General features: G+C 51.9%; 14 protein-coding genes. 7 read left to right on the top strand and 7 right to left on the bottom strand.

From position 1 onward, the window contains the following. Position 1: 1 nt before the first annotated feature. Entirely contained in the window at positions 2 to 2,407 is a 2,406-nt protein-coding gene (locus ACYVAM_RS01410; protein ID WP_461063175.1) for a carboxypeptidase regulatory-like domain-containing protein, read from the bottom strand. 184 nt (positions 2,408 to 2,591) lie between these two features. Between ACYVAM_RS01410 and ACYVAM_RS01405 the strand changes: the two genes are divergently transcribed. From ACYVAM_RS01405 to ACYVAM_RS01390, 4 genes are all read left to right on the top strand, one after another. Continuing rightward, positions 2,592 to 3,233 carry an RNA polymerase sigma-70 factor gene (locus ACYVAM_RS01405; RefSeq protein ID WP_461063173.1) on the top strand — a complete coding sequence of 214 codons (642 nt, stop codon included), beginning with the start codon at positions 2,592 to 2,594 and terminating at the stop codon, positions 3,231 to 3,233. Continuing rightward, a complete protein-coding gene (locus ACYVAM_RS01400) occupies positions 3,212 to 4,267 on the top strand; it encodes a FecR family protein (RefSeq protein ID WP_461063171.1) in 1,056 nt (351 codons plus the stop codon). Before ACYVAM_RS01405 ends, ACYVAM_RS01400 begins: the two co-directional genes overlap by 22 nt. A gap of 50 nt (positions 4,268 to 4,317) precedes the next feature. Further along, the gene (locus ACYVAM_RS01395; RefSeq protein ID WP_461063169.1) at positions 4,318 to 6,177 is read left to right on the top strand and encodes an STN and carboxypeptidase regulatory-like domain-containing protein; all 1,860 of its coding nucleotides are present in this window, start codon (positions 4,318 to 4,320) and stop codon (positions 6,175 to 6,177) included. Between the two features lie 145 nt (positions 6,178 to 6,322). Next, positions 6,323 to 7,042 (top strand): head GIN domain-containing protein, encoded by a 720-nt coding sequence (locus tag ACYVAM_RS01390; RefSeq protein WP_461063167.1) that lies wholly within the window; start codon positions 6,323 to 6,325, stop codon positions 7,040 to 7,042. 84 nt (positions 7,043 to 7,126) lie between these two features. Here ACYVAM_RS01390 and ACYVAM_RS01385 read toward each other — a convergent pair whose 3' ends face one another. The 3 genes from ACYVAM_RS01385 to ACYVAM_RS01375 form a co-directional block, all read right to left on the bottom strand. Further along, positions 7,127 to 8,164 (bottom strand): MlaD family protein, encoded by a 1,038-nt coding sequence (locus ACYVAM_RS01385; RefSeq protein WP_461063165.1) that lies wholly within the window; start codon positions 8,162 to 8,164, stop codon positions 7,127 to 7,129. Positions 8,165 to 8,288: 124 nt separating this feature from the next. Beyond that, positions 8,289 to 9,044, bottom strand: a complete 756-nt coding sequence (locus ACYVAM_RS01380; protein ID WP_461063163.1) for an ABC transporter ATP-binding protein — start codon at positions 9,042 to 9,044, stop codon at positions 8,289 to 8,291. An 80-nt stretch (positions 9,045 to 9,124) separates the two neighbouring features. After that, complete coding sequence (locus tag ACYVAM_RS01375) at positions 9,125 to 9,928, bottom strand: MlaE family ABC transporter permease (RefSeq protein ID WP_461063161.1); 804 nt, start codon at positions 9,926 to 9,928, stop codon at positions 9,125 to 9,127. A 293-nt stretch (positions 9,929 to 10,221) separates the two neighbouring features. Between ACYVAM_RS01375 and ACYVAM_RS01370 the strand changes: the two genes are divergently transcribed. Next, positions 10,222 to 11,073, top strand: coding sequence for a CvfB family protein (locus ACYVAM_RS01370; RefSeq protein ID WP_461063159.1), 852 nt, complete (start codon positions 10,222 to 10,224; stop codon positions 11,071 to 11,073). Positions 11,074 to 11,143: 70 nt separating this feature from the next. Here the strand turns inward: ACYVAM_RS01370 and ACYVAM_RS01365 are convergent, their stop codons facing one another. Further along, the gene (locus tag ACYVAM_RS01365; protein ID WP_461063157.1) at positions 11,144 to 11,974 is read right to left on the bottom strand and encodes a lytic transglycosylase domain-containing protein; all 831 of its coding nucleotides are present in this window, start codon (positions 11,972 to 11,974) and stop codon (positions 11,144 to 11,146) included. A 326-nt stretch (positions 11,975 to 12,300) separates the two neighbouring features. On the opposite strand from ACYVAM_RS01365, the gene ACYVAM_RS01360 reads away from it, so the two are divergent. Together ACYVAM_RS01360 and ACYVAM_RS01355 are read left to right on the top strand one after the other, a co-directional pair. Beyond that, positions 12,301 to 14,007: an IlvD/Edd family dehydratase gene (locus tag ACYVAM_RS01360; protein WP_461063155.1), complete on the top strand. Its 1,707-nt coding sequence runs from the start codon at positions 12,301 to 12,303 to the stop codon at positions 14,005 to 14,007. A 2-nt stretch (positions 14,008 to 14,009) separates the two neighbouring features. Then, positions 14,010 to 14,774 (top strand): SDR family NAD(P)-dependent oxidoreductase, encoded by a 765-nt coding sequence (locus ACYVAM_RS01355; RefSeq protein WP_461063153.1) that lies wholly within the window; start codon positions 14,010 to 14,012, stop codon positions 14,772 to 14,774. 82 nt (positions 14,775 to 14,856) lie between these two features. On the opposite strand, the gene ACYVAM_RS01350 is transcribed toward ACYVAM_RS01355, so the two are convergent. Together ACYVAM_RS01350 and ACYVAM_RS01345 are read right to left on the bottom strand one after the other, a co-directional pair. Continuing rightward, positions 14,857 to 15,777 carry an EamA family transporter gene (locus ACYVAM_RS01350; protein WP_461063151.1) on the bottom strand — a complete coding sequence of 307 codons (921 nt, stop codon included), beginning with the start codon at positions 15,775 to 15,777 and terminating at the stop codon, positions 14,857 to 14,859. A gap of 119 nt (positions 15,778 to 15,896) precedes the next feature. After that, complete coding sequence (locus tag ACYVAM_RS01345) at positions 15,897 to 17,309, bottom strand: leucine-rich repeat domain-containing protein (protein ID WP_461063149.1); 1,413 nt, start codon at positions 17,307 to 17,309, stop codon at positions 15,897 to 15,899. Positions 17,310 to 17,345 lie beyond the last annotated feature (36 nt).

Raw genomic sequence — 17,345 nt, 5'->3', positions numbered from 1 at the left:
TTCAAAATACCACCCGATAATTTAATACAGGAATCAGACCGTTTCCATAATTGGTTTTGACCGTACCGCTGGTTGGATCGAAATAATGGCTATAGCTATTCTGGCGGTTTGTCGCGTTCTGCAAATCGAGGGAGAGGATACGGGTTGAACGAGGGCGGTTTTTCTTCCAGCTAATTCGAATGTCGGGCCGGAAATAATCGGATAGCTGTTCAGTGAACGATTGACTGTCTACATACACGGTTTCTCCCAATCGTTTTGACTCGGCTATGTCAACAGGCGTATCGCGATAGCCGCCATAATAGCTCATTTTCAGGTTGAGGCCAAACACATTGGTGCCCGACACCCACTCGCTCCCAACGAGCAAACTCTGGGCATACCGACCATTCCACCGGGTATTCCGCCACATCCCGTCAGAGCCCTGATATTCCGAGTTGTAGAGCGAGGAGGACAGGAGAAAGTAAACGTTATTGCCCGATGCCGACTGTTTCAGAAACTGTTCCAGGGTTAACTCAAGCCCGTAATTTCGACCAATACCGGCGTTGGTAAGGGTTCGGTCAGTGGACCCATCAAGTTGGTTGATGATCGAAAACGCATCGCGCTGATTGGCACTAACGGCAATATTGAACAGATGCTGGTAATAGGTTTCGAGTTTCAGCCGTAAGGGTGGACCATCGCTCCGGCTGTTAAGCCGCTGGTCATACGCCAGCACATAATGGTGTGAGCGATTGAAGCCAAGGTTCCGGTTGGTCGGGGTTTCCGATGACCCGACGGGCAATACAAAATAGGTGGCTGGATTCTGCAATTGGCTATGCAGGCCATAGCCCAGACTGATCGACTTGTTGGGCGAGAAAGCCCATCGAACAGAACCACGGGGCTCTACCGCTGATGTGCCATTCAGGGTTAAGTGAAGGTAATGTAAGCCGGCGTTGAGCGTCAACTGCTCGGAAACCCGGTAGTTCCACTGCCCAAACGCCTGTAGTGTACTGGTCTGATCGCTCACCCGAACCCGTGTCAGCAACTGTTGCTGTTCGGCTTCCCAGGATTTCTGGGTCAGGTCGTAAAGCAGTTGGGTACCGATCAGGCCGGCCCGAAACGTGTGTTGGGGACTAAGTTTATAGGTCAGGGTAGTCGATAAAATGCGTTTTTGGGTGAGGTACGATTCATCGGCTCGCGCGGAAGGCAAATAGTTTTTCTCCGGTTCCAGGCGTTCATTTCGGTACCGGTTTTGATACGCGGAAGCCAATAGCACCGTCTTCAGCAACGCTTTCCGACCAATGGGCAGCGAATGGGTTATGCCCACTGCACCCGTATTTGACCGAAAGTCGTCATTGTATGCATCATAACCCGATGCCCACTTGCTCGAATCGGCTTCAGCTTTAACGTTGCTGTTGCTGAGTCCACCAAAGCCAAATAGTGTGAATGAACCGGCTTTTCGGGCAGGCAGGTACACATTGAACGACAAATCCTGAAACACGTTCACGCCCGGACCAAGGTCCAAACCTGCTGCCGAAAGCAGGCCAAGTGTTGAGTATCGGTAATTGACAAGAAATGAACCACCATACCCTTTGGCAATGGGCCCTTCGGCAGCAACATCCAGCCCCAGTACCCCCGCCTGTACGGTATACTCGCGTTTGTTGTTGTTTCCCCGACGAAGTTTCAGGTCAAACACCCCCGACAACGCATTGCCGTACTCCGCCGGGAAAGCCCCGGTCAGAAAATCGGAGTTCGCCAGCAGCTGCGCACTCAGAATGGAAATGCCTCCGCCTGCCGCGCCCAGATTCGAAAAGTGATTTGGATTTGGAATCTCCACGCCTTCCATGCGCCACAGGAGTCCATTTGGCGCGTTGCCACGGATCACAATGTAGTTTCCGCCGTCATCGCCCCCAACGACCCCGGCATAAGCGGTGGCCATGCGGGCCGGGTCGTTGATGGCAGCCGCAAATTTCTGCGTTTCTTCGACCGAAAACGTTCGCGCCGAAACTGCAGCCATTTCATTAATGGGTTTATCTTTTTCCAGGGTTGGCTTCACCGTTATTTCGGAGAGCTGGCTAACCGCTTCTTCCAACGCAACAGTGATAACAAGCTCTTTTCCCGCATCGACGGTACTATTCTGAAGGGTTGCCGTTTTATACCCAACGGCACTTATTTGCAGCGTTTGGCGGCCAACCGGAACCTGAGTCAGCCGAAACTGGCCGCTGCCATCCGTGCTGGTTCCTTTGAGCGGTGTGCTGGTGAGCAGCGTAACGGTAGCACCGGGCAGGGGCGTTTGCAGGCTCTGGTCCACGACCGTACCCCGGATTGTCTGGGTGAAAGACTGGGCCGGAAGAACAGCGGGAATGAATAATAGAATGAATAATAGAAGGAGTGAAAAGTGGCGCCAGCGGAAGCCTGACAGAAGGATGGTCATGGTTGATGGATTGAGTTGATTTGCCTTCCAGACAGCCCATAGCCCGATGCCCCCTATGTCCCGATTGGCTTTTTTCGTGTAGTACAGACGGCCGATACCGCCCGAAAAATTTATTTTAAATCCCCGTAGGGGTATACCGTCTGCTAACTGTCATAGAGCAGACCAACCGTGTGTTCAGCGAAAAATGATAGCTTTGCAGGTTCCTATCATCCACAAACATGTAGCTGTGCCCCCGAACGAGCAGGATATACTTTCGGCCATCCGTGACGGCAATGAGCGAGCGTTCGAGTCTGTTTTTCGACAGTACTACGCGCCCTTGTGCCGCTATGCCCGGCAACTGGTACCCGACTCCGATGAGGCCGAAGAAGAAGTACAGGCCATGTTCCTGACCGTTTGGGAAAAAAGAGAAAATTTAACCATTACGGTGTCGCTGAAGGCCTATTTATACCGGGCGGTACATAACCGGTGCCTGAATCGACTTAAGCACGTTTCCGTGCGGAATGAACACCAGGCGCATACGCGCTATCTGGGCGAAATGCTGGTTGAATCGCCCATGCAGACGCTCCTGGGTAACGAACTGTCGGACCGCCTGCAACGGGCCATTCAGAAACTCCCCGAACAATGTCGCCTGGCGTTTACGCTGAGTCGGTATGAGGAGTTGACCTATGGAGAAATTGCCGGTCAACTGGGCATTTCCATTAAAACCGTTGAAAATCAGATCGGTAAAGCCCTGCGCATTTTACGTGTCGAACTGAGTGAGTATTTACCCGTTTTAATCCTGTGGCTGTTAAGTCACCCTGAGCAATGGCCGATCAACAACCCATAGACGACGCCCTGCTGGGCAAGTTTCTGGCGGGCGAAACCGATCCAGCCGAATCGGCGCGGGTGCGGCAGTGGCTTGCTTCCCGTGAGCCCGGAACGGCTGAGCCCAGTCCGGATGATTTCGACCGATTTGAGCAGATCTGGGGTGCCGCAAAGCCGGATTCACCCGAGGTAGACACAGAGGCTGCCTGGCGTTCTGTTCAGAAAAAGATGCGCGTATCGGACCGTGCTGCCATTAAACGACAGGAACCGGTTAGCCAACCGTTGCCCGTTCTACGGCCGGAACGGCGCGTTTTCGGCACGGCACCCCTATGGCGCATTGCCGCCTTGTTGACGCTGGTTGCGGGGATGGGCTGGCTCATATATACACTCAAGTTCTTTGGGCATCACCATCCGGCGGCAGAAATGGTTGTGCTGACGGCCAATCAGCAGCCAATCCGTAAAACACTGCCCGATGGCACCCATATTGTCCTGAACCGGCACTCGACCCTGCATTACCCAACGGCTTTTGCGGAGGAACGCCGGGACGTTACCCTGACCGGTGAGGCTTTCTTCGACGTGACGCCCGATACTACACGTCCATTTCACATTGACGCTCGAAACAGTGTCATACAGGTTCTGGGTACGTCCTTTACCATTCGGGCGTACGACGCCAATGTCAGCGTGGCCGTTCGGACGGGGAAAGTGCGGTTCTCGCAGGGTAGAAAAGCGGTGCTGCTGACAAAAAATCAGCAGGCAACGTTCGACGCGTCGGGCGATACGATCCGGAGGTTACAGGCTTCACCCAACGCGTTTGCGTATAAAACCGGCGTGCTGGTATTCGACAAAGAACCGCTGCGGGACGTTGTTAAGGCCATCAATCAATATTACAATACCGATGTTCAACTGGCTAACGCCAGGCTGGGTAACTGCCTGCTGACCACTCGTTTCGATAAAACACCCTTGGAAGCGGTGCTGAGCATAACCGCCGAAACCCTTGGTTTACAGGTGCGCTACGTGGGCAAACAGGTAATTCTGGATGGAAACGGTTGCCAGTGAATAGGGGTAAGCAGGTGTATAGCTGTCATGAGGTAAAAACTGACCTTCTGATGAATTCTCGTCAATCTTGTTTCCTTCTACTTTGTTTGCTTGCTCAAATGCAGGTATTCGCTCAGGACATACCGCCACTCGAACGCCTGATTACCGTCGATATTCGTAACGCGACCACTGAAAGCGCCCTTCGCGAGATAAGTCGGGTGGGCCACTTTGAGTTTTCCTACAATCCCGCCCGAATAGACGGGAAGGCCGTAGTAACCGTTCGGCTGACGAATACGCCCGTTCGGGAGGTGCTAAACCGTGTTTTTCAGAACCAGGTGACCTACAAATCACACCGGAATCATGTTATTTTAGTCCGCCGAGAGGTTCCTGAAACAGGCCCGAAAAACTTTTTGCTGGATGGCTATATCCTGGACGAGCAAACCGGCGAGCGAATTGCCCAGGCCAGTATTTTTGAAAAAACGACCCTGGCTTCTACCGTCAGTAATCCGTTTGGCTATTACCAGCTTCGATTACCGTCCGGCCTCCCCGCCGTTCGGCTGGACGTGCGTAAGCAGGCATACGTGGGCGAAACGGTGCTTATCCGTTCCCGCCTTTCGCACTCGGTAAGTATCCGAATGACACCCGTTCCTCCCCGTTTATCGCTGGAAACCTTGCCTATCCGGATCACGGAAGACACGACCCGATCGATGGGTACGCTGGCAACGCTGGCGGTTGACGTGACCCGTCCGGCACTGGACACCACAACGCAACAAAGGCCCAAATCTGTCCTGGAGCAGGGTCGTGAGCGCATCACCCGGTTTTTCGTGTCCGCCCAGCAATCCATCCACGATGTAAACCTGAGCCGGGATACCCTCTACCGCGATTGGCAGGTGTCGTTTCTGCCTTTTATCGGCACGAACCACCGGTTGAGCGGACGCATCAGCAACCGCATCTCGGTCAACGCCCTGGTCGGGTATTCCTTTGGCGTGCGGGCGTTTGAAGTTGGTGGTTTATTTAACCTTGTTCGGGCTGATGTAACGGGCTTTCAGGCCGCTGGGCTCGGAAACCTCGTTGGTGGCCATGTTAAGGGCGTGCAACTGGCCGGTTTATATAACCTCAACGGTGGAGCGGTGCAAGGCGTACAGGCTGGTGGCTTATTCAACATCAACCGGAGGCAGGCGCAGGGTGTTCAACTGGCCGGCCTGTTCAATACGACCATCGGTGAACTGACCAACAGCGTTCAGGTGAGTGGCTTGTTTAACGTGGCGGGTAAATCAGTCAAAGGTGTTCAACTGGCCGGATTGGCTAACCTGGCGATGGGCGATGTACAGGGCTGGCAGGTAAGTGGCCTCGTAAACCGGGCCAGGACGGTTAATGGCGGGCATCAGATTGGGCTCATTAACCTGGCGGATTCGTCGGGCAATGTGCCGATCGGTTTGTTCAGTCACGTCCAAAAGGGTGGGTTCCGGCGAATTGAAGTGGCGGCCAATGAGGTCAACCTGCTCAATCTGACCTACCGAACGGGGGTTAGACGATTTTACAATATTCTATCCGCAGGCTATAGTTTTGAGCGGGCGGGGAGTCCGGACCTGAGTGCGGGTTATGGATTGGGTACGGGCTTTGTGCTGTCGAGATCAACTCTGCTCACCCTGGAAGGAACCCACCATCACCTCTTTTATTTTAGCCAACCTGACAACGGCGGCTGGAACAACCAGATTCGACTGAGTACCCTGTTTGAAACAAAGGTCAGCAAGCATCTATCGCTGGCCTACGGGCCCTCCCTGAATTGGTATTTCAGCAATGACGATACGACCCGGCCAACGCTTCAGCCATCTGTCCCCCTTTTCTCGGAGCGGACCGATGCCTTTGGCAATACCCAGCATTGGGGTTGGATTGGCTTCCAGGTTGGGCTTCGGTTCGGTAACTCCTGACGATTGGCTCGGTAAGGTTAAAAAAATCAGAACAGCCATAGGGGTAGTTGCTGGCACGACTGTCATGCAGATGAAAGCGGTGCAGTATGACGGCGTTCGCACCGTAGCTGTGCTCATCTACCACAAACCAACATGACCCGTTGCTATGAAGACCATGTACACTCAATTGCTCAACCTGTGTTTACTTGCTTTTTTACTTGGCTTAACCAGCTGTTCATTAACCAGAGAAGATGTTGGCCCCTATCAGGGCGACACCCGAACGTACGCTTTCACCGGCTTTGATCAGGTCGACATGGGAAGTGCTTTTCACATTACTGTTCAACAGGGAGCGGCCTTTGGCGTAACCGTAGAGGGCGACCGCCGAAATCTGGATGATCTGGACGTGTATGTGCGTAACGGCACTTTGTACGCGCAATACCGCATCTCGCGTCGCCGGGAGTACTCGTCGTCGTTTACAATCACCATGCCGACGGTAAGGCGTGTTAATTTCTCAGGAGCAAGCCAGTCGACAGTATCCGGTTTTTCGAACCTGAATGAGCTCGATGTCACCCTTTCGGGAGCGTCCGAGAGTCAGATTACGACCCAGGCAAGTCGGGTAAATCTTGTTCTGTCGGGAGCTTCCGTACTGCGGCTGACGGGGCAGGGAAGTGCCCTGACGAGTGATTTATCGGGGGCATCGCTGCTCCAGGCTTTCGGGTACCCTGTCGATCAGGCGGGTGTGGAGGCCTCCGGAGCGAGTAAGGCTACGATCAATGTACGTGCTTCACTAGTCGTAAAGGCCAGTGGGGCCAGCGCCATTCGTTATCAGGGCACACCAACCGTAAAGCAGCAACTGAGTGGGGCCAGCTCGGTACAAAAAGAGTAGTTGTAACCAACGGTCAGGTGAATCAAAAACGGATGGCCCGTTAGTCGATTTGACTAACGGGCCATCCGTTTTTGATTATTTGTATTATTTATTCGGTTCAGGCTGGGCAACTGAGGTGCTGTCGGCCTTTTTCTTGGCGGCTTCTTTCGCCTGTTTTTTGAAAAAGCCCCGAAGGAGGAAGTTGCTTTGAGCGGCTTTCAAATCCTGGTTGAGCAAGACAGTTCCCTGGCTCAGGTTGCGTAGCGTGGTTCGCAGGTTTGTTGCCGTTTCCTGATCGGTGAGTAATACGCCCAGAGGACTGTTGGTATTATTCAGTTTTTCAGAAGCCCGGTTGAGGTTCGTCGAGGTTTGGCTGAGTGTAGCCACCGTTTGGTTAGCGGAACCAGCCGCCTTTTCCAACTGGCCGGCTGAGCGACTCAACCGCCGAAACACGGTCGTATCCGTCACTAATTCGTTGGCAAGGGTGCCTTTCGTATTTAGTTTAGCGGCAAAACTCGAAACGGAACCCGTTATTTTTACGGTGTTGTCAGACGCCCGTTCCAGATTTTTCATGGCCCGTTTGAAATTGTCGGCTACAACGGAATCGGTCAGTACGGCCCCTACGGTGCCTTTTCCACGTCTCAAATTCCCGACCAGTTCCTTAAAGTCATTGGTAACTTTGAGCAGGTTGTTGTTATTTTCCTGCAGGGTCGCCATGATCTGATCGGAACTGAGCGCTGCCGAAGTTTTGATCCGGTCTCCATCTTCCACTTCAGGATGTTTGGTTGTTCCGCCCGTGATCACAACGATTTTGTTGCCAATGAGCCCGTCGGAACTAATGGTGGCATCCGCATCTTTGCGAATATACTGCTGGGAGCTTTGCTCGATACTCATGTCGACTTCGACCTGCGCGTTTCCGTAGAAACTGATTCGTTTGACCGTTCCGATTTTGACCCCCGAAAACCAGACGTTGTTGCCGACTTTCAGGCCGCCTACATCTTTAAAAACGGCCATAAGCTTAAAGCTTTTTGTGAAACGTTTCTGTTGTCCGCCCAGTACAAACACCCCGGCAACGAATATGGCAATGCCCACCAGGACAAAAATGCCGACAACAACGGAGCGCTTGTTCGATTCAGTACTCATAGTAATGGTTTATAGTTCTTGGTTTTCGGTAGCTAACATAGGTTGCGTTTACGGTCAGGCGTATGCCTGTTGTATCAAGTATACCGTAAACTATATACTGAAAACCGTAAACGAGTTATACTGTTTAATCCACAAATTTGTAATTATAAAACTGTTGAATCCGCTCATCAGGATCGGCAAATACTTCATCAAAAGGGCCTACCCGTTCAAATTTCCCATCCAGCAGCATTGCCACGCGGTCGCCGGTGGTTTTGGCGCAAGTCAAGTCGTGCGTGATGATGATGGAGGTTGCTTTGAACCGTTCGCGTACCTCATTGATCAGGTTATTGATTTCGATACTGGTAATGGGATCGAGCCCCGATGTCGGTTCATCATATAACATAATCTCGGGCTGGAGAATCAGGGTCCGGGCAATACCGATGCGTTTTCGCTGCCCTCCGGAGAGTTCGGAGGGCATCTGGTTGATCGTCTGGGACAGCCCCACATCGTCGAGCGCTTTTTCTACGGCTTTGTCAATATCTGCCCGGCTCAGGTTGCGGACGTTGCGAACGAGCGGAAATTCCAGATTTTCCCGGATACTCATGCTATCGTAAAGGGCGCTGCTCTGAAACGAAAATCCCACTTTTTGCCGAAACTCGTCCAACTCCCGGCCCCGTAGGGTTTCAACATCCTGACCCAGTACGATGACGCTCCCGGCATCGGGTTTCAGCATTCCGATAATCAGTTTAATCAACACGGATTTACCCGTACCGGACCTGCCGAGTACAGCAACGTTTTCGCCCCGGCTTACTTCCAGATCAACGCCCCTCAGGACATGCAAATCACCAAAGGATTTACGCAGCCCTTTGATCTGAATAACTGGTTCTGTAGATGGTGTCATAATGTAAAAAGCAAAAGAGCGACCGGTGAAAAAGCGCTGTGCGTATTCGCGTAGACTTAGTCAGGTGCAGGCTCTCTATGTCAACTTCCCCGCAGAGCACCTATGATTTGTAGCGACAGGAGCTCTTCAATGAATACTAAAAACATGGCTGTAACAACGGACGAGTTGGCCGCTTTGCCAACACCTTCGGTGCCTTTTGATGAATGATAGCCTTTGTAGCAGCCAACCATCCCGATGGTGAACCCAAAAACCGTCGATTTCAGAATGGATGCGAAAATGTCGAGGTAGGTAATGGCGCCAAACACTTCCTGCATGAACGACGTAAAACTGGTCTGTTCATTCTGATTGACGTTGATGTACGCGCCCAGTAACCCAACCATAATGGTGTACATCGTCAGCAACGGAATCGTGAACGACGTTGCCAGCACCCGACTGACCACCAGGAATTTAAACGGGTCGGTGCCCGAAACTTCCATGGCATCAATCTGTTCCGTGACATTCATCGAGCCCAACTCAGCGCCGATACTCGATCCAACCTTACCCGCGGCAATCAGAGCCGTTACAAGTGGTCCCAATGCCCGCACGATGGCAATTGCGATGAGCGAGGGGAGCCAGGATGTAGCGCCAAACTCGGATAGAGAAGGACGCGACTGGTTAGTGAAAACGATCCCTGTAATAAAGCCGGTCGTTGAAATCAGCAGCAGCGAACGAAACCCAACCTCGTAACACTGCCGGATAATCTCTTTGAATTCGTACGGTGGCATGACCGCTTCCCGAAAGAAACGACCAATAAACGAGGCCACATCGGCCAGATTCAGAAAGAAAGAATCGAGCCGCCGGGTTATAACGGGCCGATCAGTAGACTTAGGAGTATCAGACTGCATTCAAACACTGGAGGAAAGGCCAACCGGATACGCCCGGTCGGATATACGTTAATAACTGATTTTGGCGATCAGGGTTTATTTTGAATGCGAGATTGTGAATTTACTTCTCATTTTCGAGACCGACGATCGACTAAAAGTAGAAAAAATAGCCGAATAGTAACCCGACACGCCCTAAAGAGTTGGTTGCTTGCCGAATCTGTCGGTAGAAAGGAGCGGAAGGTCGGTATAAAAAAACGACCTTTGTCCCGTAACAACCCGGCTGCATCGTTTTTGCGCGGGTAGGCTACCTGATTATGATCGACATTGGACGAATAAATACCCTGACTGCCCTGCGCCAAACCAGCGTTGGCTTCTTTTTGGGCGACCTGACGGACCGGAAATCGCAGGATTTTAGTAATGATATATTGCTGCCGAACAAATACGTACCCGAGACGCTGGCCGTCGACGACGATATTGACGTGTTTGTATACACCGATTCGGAAGATCGCCCCATTGCCACGACCTTAACGCCTGCTATCCAGCGGAATGAGTTTGCCGCCCTGCAAGTGGTATCAGTTACCTCGGCCGGGGCTTTTCTGGATTGGGGTCTGGAGAAAGACCTGCTGGTGCCTCACCGCGAACAGGCCTGGCCCATGGAGGTAGGGAATTGGTATGTGGTCTTTATGTACCTCGATGAAACGACCAATCGGCTGGTGGCATCCAGCAAAGTCAACCGCTTTCTGGACCCCGATGTGCGTGATTTAGTGGTGGGCGAAGAAGTACAACTGCTGGCCTATGAGCTAACGGACCTTGGTGTCAATGTCATAATCAATAACCGATATCGGGGCTTGGTGTACGCAAACGAGATTTTCCGGACGGTCCGCCCCGGTGATCCACTGATCGGGTATATCAAAAATATTCGCGACGACGATCGGGTGGACGTAAGTTTGCAACGGGCCGGTTTCGAAAACGTGGAGCCCAACGCCCGACGAATTCTTGCTACCCTTAAAGCCGAAAATGGCTTTTTGCCCTTAACCGACAATACTTCACCCGAAGTCATTTATGCCGCGCTGGAAATGAGCAAAAAGACATTTAAGAAAGCGATCGGCACCTTATACCGGGAGCGAAAAATTATGATTGAAGACAAGGGCATTCGCCTGATTTAACCGGTTAAAAAAAGGATTAGCCACATCGGCAGTCCGATGTGGCTAATCCTTTTTAAGGTTTGGTTGGCTATCAGCCAAACCGCTCCGAATTAAACCGCGGGAATGGGTAGTAGGCAGTCTGTTCAACAGGAGACAGAAACGACGAATAATCGTCGGGACGCGACATCACTTCTTTGTAGAGCAGAACCCGGTACAGATAATAGCGGGTTTCGCGCGGTAGTTTCATCTGGTAATAGTCCCGACGGTCGTCCCGCTTAAGTTGGTTTTTCATGTAACCCGGCCCCGCATTATAGGCAGCCGCTACCAACGACCAGGAACCCAATTGCGTGTACAACGTGCGGAGGTACTTGCAGGCTGCTTCGGTCGCTTTGAGCACATTGAATCGCTCATCGATGCGCCCCCCCACTTTGAGGCCCAGGGCTCGGGCCGTGCCGGGCATCAGTTGCCAGTATCCGGCGGCTCCGGCCCGCGAAACGGCTCGGGGCTGCAACGCACTTTCGGCCAGTGGGATGTAGCGGAAATCATCGGGGATATCGTACTTTTCCAGAATCGGATCAATGATCGGGAAGAACGTATCGGCCCGCTGCCGCAAGTTACCCAGGTCGCTGGCGTGGGTACGGAAGAGTGTAAAAACGTGTTTCCAGCGATCAACAACGTCGGTTTGATCGAGCGGCAGACACTCGCCACAGAAATCAACATCAAGCAGAGGTAGTTCGGGCGAAGTCGCCGAAATAGGTTGAATAATGGCCGATACATCCGATCGGCGGTCTAACAAAGCAGTCGCATCAGACTGGGTTACTGCACCGGTTCTTGAGGGGTGGAGATTTGGAATCGCCGATGAGCCAAGGCTCGGGGCAATTAATTTGGCAGCAACCGTGACGGCCGGGCGAATAAAGGCCATCAAAAAAGGAAATCCAACTCGTTTCAACAAAACTCAATTCAGGATGGTACTTGGTTTATAACGACAGGATAGCTGGTTCAGTGCCTTGATAATCAATAAATTATAAAGTTTTCCTACATATGAAGAAGCTGGTCTGAAAGGGCTTTGCCTGGAATAAACTGACCCTCAGAACATTAGTCAGCGAAAACGCCTATACGTTTTTGCGTAAAGATAAATGCTCTTTATTTATCCGTCAGAAATAGATTTATCTGATGATACTGACCGTTTTTAACAGTAAAAAAAGACTACTCGTACACTTTACCACAAATAGTTAATAGTCCAATAAAATGCCATTACGCTCCCGAGATTGGTTTGGCCGCACCGGAAAAGACGGCTTTATTTATCGTGCCTGGATGAAAAATCAGGGCTTTCCCCACCATGAATTTGAGGGGAAGCCCGTAATCGGTATTTGTAATACATGGTCGGAGCTGACGCCCTGTAATGCCCACTTTCGCGAACTGGCCGAAGCCATCAAACGGGGTGTCTGGGAAGCAGGCGGGTTTCCACTGGAGTTTCCGGTGATGTCGCTTGGCGAGTGCCAGATCAAACCGACCGCCATGCTCTTTCGCAACCTGGCCAGCATGGACGTCGAAGAAAGCATTCGGGGCAACTCCATCGATGGAGTCATTCTCATGTGCGGCTGCGATAAAACAACGCCTTCGCTGGTGATGGGAGCGTGCAGTGTGGACATTCCAACGATGGTCGTGTCGGGCGGGCCGATGCTGGCGGGGCGCTTTCAGGGACGCAAAATCGGTACCAGTGACCTCTGGCGCTTTGCTGAATCGTTCAAAATGGGCGAGATGAGCCAAGCCGAATTCGTAGCCGCCGAAGCCAGCATGGCTCGTAGTCAGGGCCACTGTGCCGTTATGGGTACGGCCAGTACCATGGCCGCCATGGTAGAGTCGTTGGGGCTGTCGCTTCCCGACAATGCCACGATTCCGGCCGCCGATTCGCGACGGAAAGTGCTGGCCCACATGACGGGCGTTCGCATGGTGGAGTTAGTAAAAGAGGGCACAAAGCCGTCTCAAATTCTGACCCGGCAAGCGTTTGAAAATGCCATTATGGTCAATGCGGCCCTCGGTGGGTCCACCAACTTTATCCTGCACCTCACGGCGATTGCCGGACGGGTAGGTGTCGATTTGTCGCTGGATGATTTCGATACCTTATCCGCTAAAATCCCCTTGCTGGCTAATTTGCAGCCTTCCGGGGAACATTTCGTAGAGGATTTATTCTATGCCGGTGGACTGCCCGCTGTTATTCGCGAATTGCGGGATGTGCTTAATAACGATGCACTAACGGTCAATGGCCATTCGATTGGCGACAATTGTGCCGATGCGCAGTGCTACGACCCGGCCGTCATTGCTTCTGTCGATCAACCATTCAAGCCCGAGTCGGGAGTTGCAGTCTTGCGGGGAAATCTCTGCCCGAACGGAGCCGTCTTGAAGCCATCGGCCGCATCGCCCCACCTGATGCAGCATACGGGTCGGGCAGTCGTATTTGAAAACATCGATGATTACAAAGCCCGAATCGACGATCCCGATCTGGATGTTGATCCTACCTGCGTACTAGTCCTCAAAAACGTCGGACCCAAAGGGTATCCGGGTATGCCTGAAGTGGGGAACATGCAGCTACCGGCCAAAATTCTGGAACAGGGTGTGCATGACATGGTCCGCATTTCGGATGGACGCATGAGCGGCACGGGTTTTGGCACCGTTGTGCTGCACGTATCGCCCGAATCGGCTGTGGGTGGCAATCTGGCGCTGGTGCAAAACGGCGACCTGATCACGCTCGACGTTGAGAATCGGAGCCTCCATTTACACGTATCGGATCAGGAACTGGCCGGACGGCTTGTGCATTTCAAACCGCTCGATTTAGGCTACAGCCGAGGGTATGTAAACCTCTACATTCGGCACGTAACCCAGGCGCACGAAGGGGCCGATTTTGATTTTCTGCGGGGCGGTTCCGGCAGCGAAGTGAAACGGGACAGCCACTGAGTATGCCAGCTACATTCGCGAATCAGACCGTACTCATTACGGGTGCCGGAATCGGCATTGGCTTTGCTATCGCCAAAGCGTTAGCCCAACAGGGCGCCAGGGTGTTGCTTAATGATTTCGACGAAAGTCTGGCCCAACGGGCCGCCGACGAAATCAAACAGGCGGGTGGTATCTGTCACGCGCTTCCGGGCGATGCATCGGACGTGACCTTTATTCAGGAAATGGTCGATACGGCCGTTCGTCTGTTCGGCTCATTGGATATTGCCATTGCAAACGCGGGAATAACTATTTTCGGCGATATTTTCACGACAACGCCCGACTCGTTCGAGAAAATCGTGAATCTAAATTTAAGGGGCAGCTTTTTTCTGGCCCAGGCGGCTTCGCTCCAAATGCGCAGGCAGGGGAAGGGAGGAAGCGTCCTGTTTATGTCGTCGGTGGTGGGGCATCAGGCGCATCCCGGCTTGCCGGTATACAGCATGACCAAAGCAGGGCTGGAGATGCTGGCCAAACAGTTGGTTATTGACTTCTCGCCCCTGGGCATCACGGTAAATGCGATTGCGCCCGGCGCTACCCTGACCGAACGGACCCTGGATGACCCAACGTATATCCCAATCTGGTCGCGCATTACGCCAATGGGACGTCCCGCCACCGTTGAGGATATCGCCAATGCCGCTTTATTTCTGGTTTCGCCCGCATCCCGGCACATTACCGGGCAGAGCCTGGTTGTCGATGGGGGCTGGACGAGTATCAGCCCCCCGCCGGAATAAGTAAGGAGCGCAAGCGATTAAATGGCCAATGAATGAGTGAACGCGTCAGCCCACTCATTCATTGGCCATTTAAATTTCTTTTTTATTTCCGCCCAAGTGTGATCAACACGACGCCGATGATGGCAACGGCGGCTCCGAGAAACGATTGACTTGAAAAAATCTCTCCGGCAAAGGTCGTGCCTAATAACATAGCCACAACCGGATTGACGAATGCGTAAGTAGACAGCAGTTGTGGGGAAGCATTACGGGCCAGCCAGGAATAGGACGAAAAGCCGATGATGCTACCGAAAATGACCAGGTAAATCATGGAGCCGATCGCTTTCTGAGGGGCATCGAAGATGCTTAACAGGCCAACGGGCTCTACGGCCAAACTAACCGGCATCAGAACTAGTCCCCCGATAATCATCTGAATACCACTCGAAATCGTGCCTGATGGCAGGGAAAGACGGGGAGTCAGCAGCGTACCAATGGCCCAGGCGAAGTTACCGGCCGCCACCAGACCAACGCCGATCAACTTGGCATCAACCCCGCCCGTACCCTGAAGTTTATCGGGTTTCACAAGCAGATAAATACCAAGAAGGCCGATGGCTAGACCAGCGATTGCCAGGTTACTGGGCCGTTTTTTGCCAAATGAAATCCAGTTGAGCGAGAGAAGGTAAACCGGCAACAAACCTCCCATCAATGCAGCCATACCACTCGGAATGTATTGAATGCCTAAAGACAGGCACCCATTCGAAACGGCCAGCAATAAGATCCCAATAATGCCCGACGATTTCCATTCGGCCAGGGTTGGATTCGGCGTACCGGTAAAGCGGGCGTAGCTGTACAGAATAACGCCCGCTATCAGGTACCGCACCGAAACCATGTATAAAGGAGGCATCCGTTCGGTCATGAAATGAATGAACAGATAGGTTGACCCCCAAAGAATGTAGACAGAAATTAAATTTGCCCAGAGCGTAACACGGTTTGGTTGGGTTGAAAGGGGGGAGGAAACGGCTTGCATACAACAGACTGACGGACGCTGAGGTAACACCGAAAGATTGTATTTTTCTCCGTTGGTGTAACGTTTTTTTGTACTTTCTGGAATTGATTATAAAAATTCTGATCAGGATTTTAATTGCTTTAGTACAAAACCTGTGTATTGTTGGCTTCCAGCGCTTTAATCTGGGGCGCGTAAGGGCTTCCCATTGCCTCCCGACCAAAAAGAGGATTGCTGCTCAGGTAAACTTTCTTCAGGGTTTTCAAGCTGGTAAGCATACTTGGAAACTCGCGTAATTCATTGTTATTCAACGATAATTCTTCCAGCGTCGAAAATGATTTCAGGACGGCAGGGGCTACCGAAATGGAGTTATAACCCAGGTCGAGCACGTGCAGCGTACGCAATCGCTGGAGCTTATCGGGAAGTTGACTAATCCGGTTGTGGTGCGCGAACAAGACAGTCAGTCGGCGTAATTTGCCCAGTGATGGCGGCAGGGTCTGTACTTTATTGTGTGCAATGGCCAACTGCTCTAACCGCTTCATCCGACCAATCTGCCTGGGCAGTGTGCTTAGGTTGTTGTAATACAGATCCAGCACCTTGACGTGTTTAAGTCGTCCGATGGTTTTTGGTAACTGAGTCAATCCTACATTGTAAAGATTCAGATCATTAAGCTTGCGCAATCGGCTAATGGCTTTGATGTTGAGTTCTTTAAGATCATTGTTCCCTAACCATAAGCTTTCGAGGTGACGATTCTCTTGAACAGCCGCCGGTATTTGGGTTAGATTGTTCTTTTGCAGATTAATGGCTCTGACAACCGTGTTACGCGTAAAAAAAACGCTGTCCTCACGTAATCGGTTTGACATTAGATCAAGCCTTGTCAATTTAGGAAGTGCGGTAAGTTGAGCAGGTAGCGAAGTCAGGTAATTATTGCCTAGACTGATTTCTTCCACGTTGCCGAAGCGGTAAATGACTTCAGGAACCTTTTCCAGTTCCAGATTAGCAAAAAGAACTTTTTTGACGGTGTCGGGGCGTGTCGTTTGGACTGCGGAGGCCAGGTCGCCTATAACGCCAGGTCCCTTTGGCGCTTTCCGGGCCGAGGGTGCCATAACAAGCATCTGGCTACCGATGCGAAACGTGGTCCAGACGAGCGACGTTGAAACCGGTAGAGGCCGTTGCGTAAGGTAAGTGGACAGCAAGGCCAGTAAGGTTTGCTCTGTCTTGAGCGAAGGCCGCACGTTGGTGATTGCGTATTGATAATGAAGCCGATCCGCGAATCCGTCGGCCCGAAAATATAATTCTGTGTTTAGGATAAAAGAGCTATCCGCCCGGAAGTTATTCTTTTTAAGAAAACGCCTGAAGTCGAGCCAGTAATCTTCTATGAGTTTCTGAAACGTTAAGTCACGCACCGTTGCCCGTTCGCTTGCACTAACCGCTAGTGGGTAACTTCGATACAGGGCTTTCGTATCTGCCACACTGTTCATGGGGACAATAACGACCTGCGCCCTGGCTTGTAGCGCCAGAAACCCAAAAAATAAGAACAGAATTACATTCTTCATATCGAAACGTATTTTTTAGGTAAATAACGATAAATA

It is taken from the genome of Spirosoma horti, assembly GCF_054776595.1.
Note: the sequence above shows the minus strand (reverse complement) of the source record. Positions and strands in the feature narration are given on the sequence as shown.

What these genes read in the sequence shown, in the direction of transcription:
- ACYVAM_RS01395 (WP_461063169.1), top strand. Translation starts at nt 4,318, where the DNA reads ATGAATTCTCGTCAATCTTGTTTCCTTCTACTTTGTTTGCTTGCTCAA.
- ACYVAM_RS01370 (WP_461063159.1), top strand. Translation starts at nt 10,222, where the DNA reads ATGATCGACATTGGACGAATAAATACCCTGACTGCCCTGCGCCAAACC.
- ACYVAM_RS01360 (WP_461063155.1), top strand. Translation starts at nt 12,301, where the DNA reads ATGCCATTACGCTCCCGAGATTGGTTTGGCCGCACCGGAAAAGACGGC.
- ACYVAM_RS01355 (WP_461063153.1), top strand. Translation starts at nt 14,010, where the DNA reads ATGCCAGCTACATTCGCGAATCAGACCGTACTCATTACGGGTGCCGGA.
- ACYVAM_RS01390 (WP_461063167.1), top strand. Translation starts at nt 6,323, where the DNA reads ATGAAGACCATGTACACTCAATTGCTCAACCTGTGTTTACTTGCTTTT.
- ACYVAM_RS01410 (WP_461063175.1), bottom strand. Translation starts at nt 2,407, where the DNA reads ATGACCATCCTTCTGTCAGGCTTCCGCTGGCGCCACTTTTCACTCCTT.
- ACYVAM_RS01365 (WP_461063157.1), bottom strand. Translation starts at nt 11,974, where the DNA reads ATGGCCTTTATTCGCCCGGCCGTCACGGTTGCTGCCAAATTAATTGCC.
- ACYVAM_RS01380 (WP_461063163.1), bottom strand. Translation starts at nt 9,044, where the DNA reads ATGACACCATCTACAGAACCAGTTATTCAGATCAAAGGGCTGCGTAAA.
- ACYVAM_RS01375 (WP_461063161.1), bottom strand. Translation starts at nt 9,928, where the DNA reads ATGCAGTCTGATACTCCTAAGTCTACTGATCGGCCCGTTATAACCCGG.
- ACYVAM_RS01405 (WP_461063173.1), top strand. Translation starts at nt 2,592, where the DNA reads ATGATAGCTTTGCAGGTTCCTATCATCCACAAACATGTAGCTGTGCCC.
- ACYVAM_RS01385 (WP_461063165.1), bottom strand. Translation starts at nt 8,164, where the DNA reads ATGAGTACTGAATCGAACAAGCGCTCCGTTGTTGTCGGCATTTTTGTC.
- ACYVAM_RS01350 (WP_461063151.1), bottom strand. Translation starts at nt 15,777, where the DNA reads ATGCAAGCCGTTTCCTCCCCCCTTTCAACCCAACCAAACCGTGTTACG.
- ACYVAM_RS01400 (WP_461063171.1), top strand. Translation starts at nt 3,212, where the DNA reads ATGGCCGATCAACAACCCATAGACGACGCCCTGCTGGGCAAGTTTCTG.
- ACYVAM_RS01345 (WP_461063149.1), bottom strand. Translation starts at nt 17,309, where the DNA reads ATGAAGAATGTAATTCTGTTCTTATTTTTTGGGTTTCTGGCGCTACAA.